This window comes from Acinetobacter sp. AR2-3 (assembly GCF_001878775.1).
In the GTDB taxonomy this organism is placed as follows: Bacteria; Pseudomonadota; Gammaproteobacteria; order Pseudomonadales; family Moraxellaceae; genus Acinetobacter; species Acinetobacter lwoffii_D.
In genome coordinates this window covers 14,393-26,666 of the sequence record NZ_MJIQ01000069.1, presented here as the reverse complement: position 1 = coordinate 26,666, position 12,274 = coordinate 14,393, and the positions used below count along the sequence as shown (strand labels likewise).

Sequence of the window (12,274 nt, the reverse complement as noted above, 5' to 3'; positions counted from 1 at the left end):
CTTAGAAATCCTGTTTTGGCCAGAAGAAAAAAAGAGTATTCTAGAACTCGTATTAAATTAAAAAGCCCTCAAATGAGGGCTTTTTAATTTAATACTTTAACTGAGAAACCAGGTGTAATAGCCCCAGATCATTAAAGGCCAAGTTAAAAATGGACTAAATAGCCATTTCCAGAACCAGTGGCGCGGCACAAAGCCCACACCATGGACAAAGCCTCCAGAAATACCAATCATGATATACATCATGGCACTATGGCTATATTCACCATTGGCATCCAGCATTGCGGAAGGATGAACCAATAACACGGCTGCGAGAGGAAAAGCCAGGAGGCAGGAAATCATCATCGCAAATTTGTTTGGTTTCTTGTCTACAACGGTTTTCTCAAGCGCAGCTTCTGTCATGTTTTATTCCTCATCCAGGTCTTGGTGTTGTTCCATGTAAATGGCAGCAATCACACTGGCAAAACATGCCATCAGTACACCCAGAATCCAGGCAAAATACCACATAGTTGTCTCTCCTTAAGACATAGCCTTAGTACAGGCTATGTGAATTATCTTCAATGTGTTTGTTGGTAATCACGCCCCACATCTTGTAATAACACCAAGTGGTATAGATGAGGATCAGTGGAACAAAGATACAGGCAGCAACGGTCATTACAGTCAGAGTATTTCTACTAGATACCGCATCCCACATGGTCAGACTTGCAACAGGATTAATGCTTGAAGGCATCAGGAAAGGGAATAGGGCAAAACCGGCAGTTAGAATTGCACCGATAACTGCCAGAGATGAACCCAGGAAGCTCAAGCCTGCTTTGTTTTTACCTGCTGCCAAGACAATGATCAAGCCACCCAAAATGCCGGCAATAGGCGCTGCCATCGTGATTGGATAAGTCGAATAGTTGTTCATCCAGCCTGGATTAGCATTGGTCAATACTTCTTTTGCAAGCGGATTGGCAACACCATTGGTATCAAAAGGTGTAACCAAGGTATAGCCTTGAATACCACCAAAATACAACCATGCACCGGCTGCCAGAAAGGTAGCCAGATAAACCAGACCCATGATTTGCGTTGCTTTGGCAGAACGTTGGCGTAGGTCACCATCTGTACGCAGCATTAACCATGCACCACCATGTGCACACAGCATCGATAAACTGACCAGCCCACAGACAATTGCAAACGGATTCAGCAGGGCAAAGAAGCTACCAGTATAAGTAGAACGTACAGTTTCATCTAAAGTAAATGGTACACCGAGGAACATGTTGCCGAATGCCACACCGAAGACCAATGCAGGCACTGCACCACCAATGGCTAGACCCCAGTCCCATGAATTGCGCCATTTGGTATTTTCCAGTTTTGAGCGATAGTCAAAACCGACCGGACGCAGGAACAGGGCAAACAGTACCAGCAACAGTGCCCAGTACATGCCAGAGAAGGCGGTTGCATAGACCATTGGCCAGGCAGCGAACAAAGCACCGCCGGCAGTAATAAACCAGACTTGGTTACCGTCCCAATGCGGGGCAATGGTATTGATCGCTGCACGGCGCTCGCTATCATTTTTGCCCACAAATGGCATGATCGCCATGGAGCCCATATCGAAGCCATCGGTGAGGGCAAAGCCAATCAGCAATACGCCGACCAGCACCCACCAAATGATTTTTAATAATTCATATTCGATCATGCGTGAGTCTCCTCATTTGCCTTCTCTGCAGCTGCAAGCTTTTCAAAATGGTATTTACCGGTATGCAGTGAGCTTGGGCCAAGACGTGAGAACTTGATCATCAGATACATCTCGATAATCAGTAACACGGTATAGAATGCTGCCAATGCAAGGATTGAACCCCAGACATCACCTGTACTTAAGCTTGATGCTGAAAGATGCGTCGGTAATACCTCACCAATGGTCCAAGGTTGACGACCTACTTCTGCTACATACCAGCCAGTTTGCGCAGCAACCCAAGGTAAAGGCAGTGCAAATAAAGCAAATTTCAATAACCATGGTTTGTTTTCAGCATTACGTTTTGCTACCGCAAAAGTTGCCAGTGCAAATAGAAGCAACATCAGGAAGCCAGAAGCCACCATGGCACGGAAGGCCCAGAACAGGCTTGGTACGTGTGGAATGGTGTCTTTAGCAGCTGCTTTGATTTGCTCTTCAGAGGCATCAACGACATTTGGCGTGTATTTTTTCAGAAGCAGACCGTAGCCTAAGTCTTTTTGGCCCTCTTCAAAAGCGGTTTTCAGTTCTGGAGACTGATCACCAGCACGTAATTTTTCCAGTTGCGAATAGGCCACCATACCATTACGGATACGCGCTTCGTGCTGAACCAGCAGGTCTTTAATACCCGTGACTTGTTCAGTCGTAGAGCGTGTAGCGATCAGACCCATCACATAAGGAATTTTCACTGCATAATCTGTAGTCATGGTTTCCTTATTCGGAATCCCGAACAAAGTAAATGGCGCAGGTGCAGGGTGAGTATCCCATTCGGCTTCAATCGCTGCCAGTTTGGTTTTCTGTACATCGCCCAGCTCATACCCTGATTCATCACCCAGTAAAATCACCGAAAGGGTAGAAGCAAGCCCGAAGATGGCTGCAATGGCAAAAGAACGGCGTGCAAAAGGCAGGTCACGTTTTTTCAGCATGTAGTAACTTGAAATAGCCAGTACGAAAATGGCACCTGTGACATAACCGGCAGATACTGTATGCACAAATTTAACCTGAGCGACCGGGTTAAAGATCAATGCAGCAAAGTCCACCATTTCCATACGCATAGTTTCATAGTTAAATGCCGAACCGACCGGGTTTTGCATCCAGCCATTGGCGACCAGAATCCAGAGTGCGGACATGTTCGAACCTAAAGCCACCAGCCAGGTCACTGCCAGATGTTGCACTTTGGACAGGCGATCCCAGCCAAAGAAGAACAAGCCAATAAAGGTTGATTCAAGGAAGAAGGCCATCAAACCTTCAATCGCCAGCGGTGCACCAAAAATATCACCGACATAATGCGAGTAATACGCCCAGTTGGTTCCGAACTGGAACTCCATGGTCAGGCCGGTGGTTACCCCTAAGGCAAAGTTAATACCAAACAGTTTTCCCCAGAACTTGGTCATGTCTTTATAGATTTCTTTGCCGGAAATCACATAGGTGGTTTCCATAATGGCAAGCAGAAAAGCCAGGCCTAAAGTTAGTGGAACAAAAATAAAGTGATACATCGCGGTCATGGCGAATTGGAACCGCGAGAGATCGACCACGCTTTCAGAAATCATCAACGTGTCTCCTGGATTTGGGAAGGATTGCCGGCGATACGCTCGGCGACTTGGTTATCAAAATTTTTAGGAATCGTAGGCGCATCAAACCAGATATTTTTAATTACCATCAGTAAAATAACCTTGATAATTAAAATAGCAGTTATTTCTCTAACCACTTTCTGGTTTAGATTTTTGGGAACTAAGCTCATTCGACTAAGCCTGTTATATGACTTGTTATATATTATTAATCTATTGTAACTAAAAAATAAATAGATGATACAGCTTAAATAAATATATATTTATAAGTATTTGAAAATAATAAATATATATTTATATGAGTTAAAATTTATTCTAAATATTTTTTATTATTTTATGTAATTTTATTGGTTTTTAAATCCGACTAAAATGCTTATATTTATATATTTAAATGTGGATTATTTTAGTTGGATTAATGTTTTTTCTATTTTTTTAATCTGATTAAAGTGCTTGGTTTTAAAATGAAGAATAAAATTAATCAAACTAAATTGGTTGGTTTTATAAGGGTTGAATATCAGTGTCACAATCATTCTCACCATATTTATATTGATAAAAAACACACCAAAAAAAGAACATGCTGGAGGCATGTTCTTTTTAAGCTTTGTGAGGGAGACTGGACTTAGAAGTCGTAACGCATGCCTAGAGAAAGACCTAGGCTGTCTTCACCGCGTGCGCCACCTACAGCATTGGTACGACCTTGTGCCCAAGGGGTAAGGTTTGAGTTTTCATCATTTAATACAGTTGCTATGTTGCCATAAATGCGGACTGTTGGATCTAAACGGTGTTCAAGTCCGATTGCCAGTAAAGTTGCATTCGCATCATCGGCATCGACATCGCGGTGGAATACTTCACCACGGAATGAGGTTTTTGGTGCAAATTTATATTCACCGGCTACACCAAATACTTGTGCATCTGGGTTTGCTTCAGAATTATCGTGTTGAAGGAATTGGTATAAACCGCCCAGATTGAATTCAGGGGTGATTTTGTAAGCACCAGCAATACGGAAACCATCGCGTTCGCCACGACCTGCATCTTCTTCATAATGTTCATAGGCAGCAGCAAAATCAACTTTACCTTCTTTATAAGTTAAAGCGAGGTCGTATGCTTTATCATCGCGATTATCTTTATTGGTAGTAGTTGTGGTTCCCGGTACGACTACTGTTACTGGACCATTCACAGTTTCAATTACAGTAGTTTTTGGTGAAGACGTTGACACGCTATTAGGGCTATTACCTTCGTGTAAAGAAAGTGCTGCTAAAACATTAAAGCCGCCGCCAAACTTAGGTGATTTATATTCAATGGTATTGTTATTACGTTCATCAAAACGCAAGTTGCCAGCACGTGTGACGTTACGAACATCACCGACCATATCACCAAAGAAGTTGACCGGGCCACGTGCTACTTTGAATGGGCTGTCAAAACGGCCGATACGCGCTTGACCGAAATCACCTTTTAAACCAACAAAAGTATCGCGAGTTGCAAATTCAACATCATCGTTTGCAGAACCACTTGCAAAGTTAATTTCCTGTTCGATTTGACCAAATACGGTCATACCATTTTCTAATTTTTGTTCAGCTTTAAAACCCAAGCGTGAAGAGTTTGAAGAAAGACCTACTTCGTTATAATCCTGGCCATCATCCAGATAATCTAAAGAAACGTGTGCACGACCATACACTTTAACATCAGCAGCAGCTGCCATCACTGGTGTTAAAATTGTTGCCCCGATTGCTAATGCAGATAACGTTTTTTTCATGTGTTGCTCCAATAAAGACTTTTTTATTCATCGTCTTAAAAACAAGTTTCAGTATTGTTTTGAAACATCTACTGCTCTATTGGTGCCAAGTATTCATTACAAATAAGTCAATATGATTAAGGAAATATTTCAGAAATATTAAAGACAATCATTGTCTTATTTTTTATAGGATTACGAGTGGGGTAAGCAGGATTGATGCAAATACAGCTAAGCTCGGTGTTTGCTGCAAAACTTAAAAATAGGCTAGGTGACTTTTACTGATATTTTATTGGCTTAATCAAGAGTGAAATACATTAGACATAAAAAATGGAGCCGAGGCTCCATTTTTAGGTATTAAGAATAGCTTAAAGGGCAGCTTTAATTTTCTCAGCCAGCGCTTTAATTTTTTCCTGGTCGCCCATTTGTGCTGCATGTTTGCCCAGATTGTGCAAAGAGGTAGGAACCAGATGGAAATGTACGTGTGGTACGGTCTGACCCGCTGCGGCCCCTGATAATTGCATCAGCACGATACCGTCCACACCTAAACCTTTTTCAATGGCTTTTGCAACTTTCTGTACGATCTGAATCGTATAGGCTGCAGCTTCAGGGGGTAGATCCAGTAAAGTGATCGCCGGAGTTTTCGGAACCACGAGAGTATGACCTTCTGCCTGAGGCATGATGTCCATAAATGCAAGAACCTGGTCATCTTCATACACTTTTATCGCAGGAAGTTCACCGCGTAGAATTCGTGCAAAAATATTCTGATCATCATAAGTCATAAGTATATTCCTTGAGCGTCATTAAACTGAATTATTTACAGTTCAATTCTTTCTGACGATCTTTGATCGCGTCAAGACGTTGTTGCTCTTTTTCCGAGAATTTTGGCTTGGTTGTATAGCAATTGTCATTACCAAACTTGGCTTTTGCTTCAGGATCTTTGAAACAGAAACCTTTAGACGCATAAATCACGTCATGATCATTTTTTAATTTTTTGCACTCTTGTTCAGATGCAAGAACCGATGTTGAAGCCCCGAACAAAGTTGCAAAGCCAATCAATGCTGCAACAGAAAATTTCTTCATGAGAGTTTCCTCTGGGTTATCCACTATATGTGCCTGCCTACTAGTCACAATATGAGGTTTCGTTATCATTATTCAATGGCGAGATATTACTCGATGGTAATATTACTCCATGATTCATACATTTTCACAGCACTGGAAAAATCACTGTTTTTATCCGACAGATCGCTGGCCGCTTGAATCAGATTCTGGGTCAACGAGAGCACAGGCGCAGAAATTTTGGCTTCACGCGCAAGGTCGATTGCAATGCCTGTATCTTTGGCCAAGAGTGGCAGGGCAAAGGTTACAGGAAAACTGCGGTTTAAAATACGCTGCGGCAAAACGGTTTCAGTCACCATGCTTTTACCACTTGAAGCATTAATACAATCCAGCGCTTCATGCAAGTTTACCCCATGCGCTTTTAGTGTAGTAAAGCCTTCTGCGACGGCACACAGGTTTACAGCCATTAACATATTATTTACGGCTTTCACTGCAAAACCCGCGCCAGATTCACCGACATGCTTGATCAGCTTGCCAAATGCCTGCATCGCAGGAAGGGCTTTTTCATAGCCCTCTGCATTGCCGCCCACCATCACGGTTAATGTACCATTCTCAGCACCAACGGTTTGGCCGCTGACCGGTGCATCCAGAAAGATTACCCCATGTTTAGCCAATTGTACTGCCAATTTTTGGGCAGAATCCGGTACACCACTGGTGCAGTCGACCCAGACTGAACCGGATTTAAGCGACAGATTTTCCAGAAGTCGTTCAACGTCAGCGCTAGTTGGCAGGCAGGAAAAAATCACATCTGCCTGTACGGCCTGTTCCAGTGTGACCGCTTGGGTGCCATATTCAGCCGCATGTTGCTCTGCCTTGTTAAAGCTGCGGTTCCAGACATAGACCGTATCAAACTGCTTGGGTAAATGTGCTGCCATACGAAAACCCATTGCACCTAGGCCGATAAATGCCACTGACTGAATCATGCTGTACCCTCTGAATATGTTTAAAGCTATTTAATATTTTTTCTGGTGCGGGGAATCTACACTAAGCATCAAGACGTGTAGAGCGCTGCACCAGCCAGGTCGTCATTTTGGGCCAGAATGTATTGGCCGTTTTCTGGTTCGACATTAGTCCAAGATGACCACCCGGTATAAGAGTAAACGTCTTATCCTGGCTACTTGTCAATTCCATCAAAGGCTTAGCTGACTGTTCTGTGACAATCTGATCGGTTTGACCTGCACCTACCAACAGGGAGCAGCTGATATTTTTAAGATCAACGACACGGCCATCCAAAGTGATAGAACCCTGTTTTAAAGGATTTTGCAGCCATAAATGCAGCACCATGTCCTGATTAATCCCACCTGGATAATCAATCATCTTATTCAGGAAATTTCCCATGGTGGCATGTTCATAGACATCTTCGACATGATCCAGATTCAGCAAAAACTGCTTCTGGCTTTTGAGCCAGCCGATCGGATCGAGTAACTTGAAGCCCAAGGCATTTACAATACCCGGCGTATGAATATATTGCTTCGGGATCAGTCCTTGATGAATGGCTTGTTGCAAATTCTTATTTTTAGAAATCAGTTTATTAGTCGTAGAAAAAAGTTTGCCGACACGTCCTGACGCATAACTGTCGATAGGACTGCCCACCACGATCAGATTCTTGACATGTTCAGGCGAATGCAAGGCGGTATAGAGCGTGACAAACACGCCAGCCATACTCCAGCCGTGCAAGGAAATGAACTGACTGCCCGAATGCTTGCAGATGGTTTCAATGGATTGAGGAATGGCGGCATCGATAAAAGATAAAAAATTCAGGTGACGATGCTTAAAGTTAAAGCGTTTCCATTCCACCAGATAGACATCAAAACCGCTATGCTGAAAATGCTTGACCAGAGAGCGATAAGGATACAGATCATAGATATCCATATTAATCGCCAAGGGTGCGATAAAAACCAGAGGCTCCTTATATTTTTTTTCGGGTGAAGCGTAATAACGAATCTTGCAAAACTCGGTGCCGGCAATATATTCAAAAGGGGTTTTTTGCGACAGGATCAGTGAGGAGGCATTAAACACCCGGGTACTAAGGTGTTTCAATTTTTTTTGCTGGCGCTGAAAGTTTTGTTTTAACTGAATCATGTAAATAAAATATCCGTATCCGCGGGAGGATTGATCGAAGTCTAAGCAATAATCGCTTATTATGCCTTGACCTGAAATAGCTTAGGCGCTCAAAATGTTGGCAAATTTTTAGAAAAGGCAGCCCGAGGGCTGAGGTAAAGCGATGAGCCAGCAAGACGATATTTCTTACCAATTAGAAACTTTAGCCATTCGTACCGGCCATACCCGCACTTTTGAAGGTGAGCATGGCGAACCGATTTTTCTAACATCGTCCTTTGTTTATGAAAATGCTGCAGAAGCCGCAGCCAAATTCTCAGGCCAGGAACCGGGCAATATCTATTCTCGCTTTACCAATCCGACCGTTGCCATGTTTGAAAAGCGTCTGGCTGCACTTGAAGGTGCAGAGCGCGCCGTCGCCACCAGTTCGGGTATGGCAGCTATTATGGCAGTGATGATGGCTTTTTTAAAAGCGGGCGACCATGTGATTTGTTCACGTGCAGTCTTCGGTTCTACGGTTTCCATGTTTGAAAAATATGTCGCAAAATTTGGCGTCAGCGTTGATTTCGTCGATTTGACTGATCTTGATGCATGGAAAAATGCCATTAAGCCTGAAACCAAAATTCTCTTTGTTGAATCTCCATCGAATCCTTTAGCAGAAGTAGCTGATATACAGGGACTCGCCGATATTGCGCATGCCAATGATGCTTTACTGGCGATTGATAACAGCTTCTGTACACCTGTGTTACAACAACCACTCAAATTTGGTGCAGACCTGGTGGTGTATTCTGCGACTAAATATCTGGATGGCCAAGGCCGTGCGCTAGGTGGTGCTGTCGTAGGTAATCACAAGCTGCTTGAAGAAATCTTCGGCTACGTGCGTACTACCGGCCCATCAATGAGCCCATTTAATGCCTGGGTTTTCCTAAAAGGCTTGGAAACACTACGTTTGCGTATGCGTGAACATTCAGCAAGTGCACAGCAGCTGGCTGAATTTTTGAATCAGCATCCAAAAGTAGAAAAAGTATATTATGCGGGCCTGCCTGAGCATGTCGGTCATGAACTGGCAGCAAAACAGCAGAGCGGTTTTGGCGGTATTGTGTCTTTTGAAGTCAAAGGTGGCCGTGAGGAAGCGTGGACTGTCATTGACAATACCCAGTTTATTTCGATTACCGGCAATCTGGGCGATGTAAAATCGACTATTACCCATCCGGCGACCACGACACACGGTAAATTGTCGCCTGAAGCCAAAGAAGCCGCTGGTATTCGTGAAGGTTTAATTCGCGTATCTGTTGGTTTGGAAGAGATTGGTGATATTATCCAGGATATTCGTCGCGGTTTAGACCTGATTTAATTTTATAAATTTATGTTCGGAGATATTTATGAACATTAACATGTTGATGCAGCAAGCTCAGCGCATGCAGAAAGAAGTTGAAAACAACGTAAAAAAAGCCAAAGAAGAGCTTGCGCAAACTGAAGTGCATGCCGAGGCGGGTGGCGGTCTGGTGAAAGTAACCATGACTTGCCGTAACGTAGTGAAGCGTATCGAAATCAATCCTGAATTACTTCAGGATGATCCAGACATGATCGAGGACCTGATTGCAGCTGCAATGAATGATGCAGCACGTCAGGCAGAAGTGGTATCTGACGAAAGAATGAAAGCAGCGAACTCAGGCATGGGTTTACCGCCTGGTCTTGCAGGTATGTTCTAAGGAAGAATGCGCAATGTTTAGTGATCGTTTTGATCAACTCGTTCAAGCATTACGCATTTTGCCAAGCGTTGGGCCAAAATCGGCTCAACGTATGGCATTGCATATGATCATGAAAAATCGTGAGGGTGCTATTGGTCTGGCACATGCGCTGACTGAGGCAACCAATCACATTCATGAATGTTCAGTCTGTCATTCTTTGACCGAAGACGAAGTCTGCAATATCTGTACTTCGCTGGATCGTGATGATGAATTGCTTTGCGTAGTAGAATCACCTGCAGATGTCATGGCGATTGAACAAAGTGGCAGCTTCAGAGGTAAATATCATGTATTGGGTGGACATTTATCGCCACTGGATGGTATTGGACCAGAAGAAATCGGTATTCCGTACTTATTGCACCGTTTGGCCAATGGTCAGGTGAAAGAAGTGATTCTGGCGACCAATGCTACGGTAGAAGGTCAGGCCACGGCGCATTATCTGGTTGAGGCCAGCAAACATTTGCCGATCCAGATGACCCGAATTGCCCAAGGCGTACCTCAAGGTGGTGAGCTGGAATATGTCGATAGCCATACCTTGAGTCAGGCAGTACATAACCGGATGCGCATGAAGTAAGCTGAGCTTAAATATCTTGTTAGTTTTAATATAAAAAAGATATTAATTAGAATATAAAACCTGATAAGTAAGCGCCATTTTTTGGGAAATAGGGCAGAATTGACCTTATTTTTTATACAAAAATTCTATAGATCAGTTAATATGGATCTATCGAGAATCTAATCTTAGACTCAGTTCTATGTTTCAATTTATTCAACATCAAAACGACTTAACTCATGTACTGAAGCTGATGGATCAGAATTCAGTGTATGGGCTGGATACCGAGTTTATCAAGGTTGATACCTTATGGCCTAAGCTGGGTGTTTTTCAGATTAACGTAGACAACAAGGTCTATTTGTTGGATGGAACCACGCTGGATCTGACTGAGTTCCTTAATAAAATTTTTAACGCACAGCAGAATATTTTTCATGCCTGTAGTGAAGATATCGATCTGATTTATCACTATACCCAGAAGAAATCGCTGAGTAATGTGTTTGATACCCAGGTCGGCATGTCATTTTTGGGGCATGGTCTGCAAGTCAGCTATCAAAATGCGCTGAAGCAGATGTTGGAAGTCGATATCCAAAAAGACCAGACCCGTTCTGACTGGCTGGCGCGTCCACTCAGTTCCGAACAGTTGCTGTATGCTGCCAATGATGTGCATTATCTGGTGCAACTGTCAGAGAAAATTAAACAGGATCTGGATTCGAAAGATCTGCTGGATTTTGCCTTGCAAGATTGTCGTTTTCTGACTCAGGAAATTGGTGAAGATACCCCAACCGCCTTGTTATATCAGGATGTCGGCAATTACCGGCATTCACGCCGTCAGCTGATGCAATTGCAGCAATTGATGGTTTGGCGTGATCAGATTGCCAAGGCACTAAATCAACCGCGCAGTTTCATTTTAAAAAATGCCAGCATGATTGATCTGGTGGAAAAGTTCCCGCGCAATAATTTCCAGCTGAGTCATGTGAAAGACATTCGTTCGAATGTGGTTCGTGAGCATGGCAAAACCATTTTAGATTTATTGAAATTCCTGCCGGAGCCGGCAAATTGGCCTTTACGTCTGGCACGTCCAATTCGCCATTCTTCCAAAGATATTGGCGAAAAAATTGATTCAATTATTCAACATGTGGTCAATGAAACCTCGATTCCCAAAGAAGTGCTGATGCGCAAGAAATGGTTGAATGCACTGTATCAGCATGTAGTTTTTCACAAGGATGAACAGGATCTGCCGGATTATCTGCTTGGGTGGCGCTATGAGTTATTAACTCGGCCACTGATTCAGGTATTGCATCAGGACGAATCTTATCTGTCTACCCAGATGAAAGTCAGCGAGTGATTAGCTACAGGATTGGTTAAAGAAAAAGCAATTATACAAAATCACGACTGATGCATGAGACGTGGCTAATGTTTCTGTCTTTTTTTTGATGTATCCTTGCGGTTGTTTTTCCAGAAAAGTCGTTTGAAATATGCAAGTGTCTATCTACAAATCCAGTAAAAAAAGTGAAATGTATCTGTATGTGGCGCGTCCTGCGAATGAAAGCGAAGCTGAAACATTCGAACCTTTAAGCGTATTGACTGAAGCAGTACAGGCAGCATTTGGACGTGCGACTTTTGTCATGCATCTTGAATTAAGCGAATCACGTAAACTGGCACGTGCCAATGTCTTGCATGTCATGGATTCTATTGAAACCCGCGGTTTCTTCCTGCAAATGCCACCAGAAGGCTTGATTGATCCAAATGCGGTCGCACCAGAAGGTTTACGCGGTGCTTAATGTTAATTCAGGA

At 43.2% G+C, this 12,274-nt stretch carries 15 protein-coding genes; 5 read left to right on the top strand and 10 right to left on the bottom strand.

Annotation, left to right across the window (positions count from 1 at the left end):
• Window positions 1-96: 96 nt before the first annotated feature.
• The 10 genes from BFN00_RS13055 to BFN00_RS13005 form a co-directional block, all read right to left on the bottom strand.
• A complete protein-coding gene (locus BFN00_RS13055; protein WP_071852073.1) occupies window positions 97-399 on the bottom strand; it encodes a cyd operon YbgE family protein in 303 nt (100 codons plus the stop codon).
• Between the two features lie 3 nt (window positions 400-402).
• Complete coding sequence (cydX, locus tag BFN00_RS13050) at window positions 403-504, bottom strand: cytochrome bd-I oxidase subunit CydX (protein ID WP_004278713.1); 102 nt, start codon at window positions 502-504, stop codon at window positions 403-405.
• A 25-nt stretch (window positions 505-529) separates the two neighbouring features.
• Window positions 530-1,675, bottom strand: coding sequence for a cytochrome d ubiquinol oxidase subunit II (cydB, locus tag BFN00_RS13045; protein WP_071852071.1), 1,146 nt, complete (start codon window positions 1,673-1,675; stop codon window positions 530-532).
• The gene (locus tag BFN00_RS13040) at window positions 1,672-3,258 is read right to left on the bottom strand and encodes a cytochrome ubiquinol oxidase subunit I (protein WP_071852069.1); all 1,587 of its coding nucleotides are present in this window, start codon (window positions 3,256-3,258) and stop codon (window positions 1,672-1,674) included. Before BFN00_RS13040 ends, cydB begins: the two co-directional genes overlap by 4 nt.
• On the bottom strand, window positions 3,258-3,449 hold the full coding sequence (gene cydP / locus BFN00_RS13035) for a cytochrome oxidase putative small subunit CydP (protein WP_071852068.1): 192 nt from the start codon (window positions 3,447-3,449) through the stop codon (window positions 3,258-3,260). The genes BFN00_RS13040 and cydP overlap by 1 nt, the downstream gene beginning before the upstream one ends.
• A gap of 446 nt (window positions 3,450-3,895) precedes the next feature.
• Window positions 3,896-5,029 (bottom strand): porin, encoded by a 1,134-nt coding sequence (locus tag BFN00_RS13025; RefSeq protein ID WP_071852066.1) that lies wholly within the window; start codon window positions 5,027-5,029, stop codon window positions 3,896-3,898.
• A 344-nt stretch (window positions 5,030-5,373) separates the two neighbouring features.
• Window positions 5,374-5,787, bottom strand: a complete 414-nt coding sequence (locus tag BFN00_RS13020) for an HIT family protein (protein WP_004278705.1) — start codon at window positions 5,785-5,787, stop codon at window positions 5,374-5,376.
• Window positions 5,788-5,818: 31 nt separating this feature from the next.
• The gene (locus tag BFN00_RS13015) at window positions 5,819-6,088 is read right to left on the bottom strand and encodes a YARHG domain-containing protein (protein ID WP_004278704.1); all 270 of its coding nucleotides are present in this window, start codon (window positions 6,086-6,088) and stop codon (window positions 5,819-5,821) included.
• An 86-nt stretch (window positions 6,089-6,174) separates the two neighbouring features.
• Window positions 6,175-7,047, bottom strand: a complete 873-nt coding sequence (locus BFN00_RS13010) for an NAD(P)-dependent oxidoreductase (protein ID WP_071852065.1) — start codon at window positions 7,045-7,047, stop codon at window positions 6,175-6,177.
• A 61-nt stretch (window positions 7,048-7,108) separates the two neighbouring features.
• Window positions 7,109-8,206, bottom strand: a complete 1,098-nt coding sequence (locus tag BFN00_RS13005) for an alpha/beta fold hydrolase (protein ID WP_071852063.1) — start codon at window positions 8,204-8,206, stop codon at window positions 7,109-7,111.
• Window positions 8,207-8,348: 142 nt separating this feature from the next.
• Here BFN00_RS13005 and BFN00_RS13000 point away from each other — a divergent pair, with 142 nt between their 5' ends.
• The 5 genes from BFN00_RS13000 (at window position 8,349) to BFN00_RS12980 (ending at window position 12,261) form a co-directional block, all read left to right on the top strand.
• Entirely contained in the window at window positions 8,349-9,536 is a 1,188-nt protein-coding gene (locus BFN00_RS13000; protein WP_004278701.1) for an O-succinylhomoserine sulfhydrylase, read from the top strand.
• Between the two features lie 28 nt (window positions 9,537-9,564).
• Entirely contained in the window at window positions 9,565-9,894 is a 330-nt protein-coding gene (locus tag BFN00_RS12995) for a YbaB/EbfC family nucleoid-associated protein (protein ID WP_004278699.1), read from the top strand.
• Window positions 9,895-9,907: 13 nt separating this feature from the next.
• Window positions 9,908-10,504: a recombination mediator RecR gene (gene recR, locus BFN00_RS12990; protein ID WP_005247207.1), complete on the top strand. Its 597-nt coding sequence runs from the start codon at window positions 9,908-9,910 to the stop codon at window positions 10,502-10,504.
• A gap of 178 nt (window positions 10,505-10,682) precedes the next feature.
• Entirely contained in the window at window positions 10,683-11,825 is a 1,143-nt protein-coding gene (locus tag BFN00_RS12985) for a ribonuclease D (protein WP_071852061.1), read from the top strand.
• A 130-nt stretch (window positions 11,826-11,955) separates the two neighbouring features.
• Complete coding sequence (locus tag BFN00_RS12980; RefSeq protein WP_004278695.1) at window positions 11,956-12,261, top strand: YcgL domain-containing protein; 306 nt, start codon at window positions 11,956-11,958, stop codon at window positions 12,259-12,261.
• Window positions 12,262-12,274: the final 13 nt, after the last annotated feature.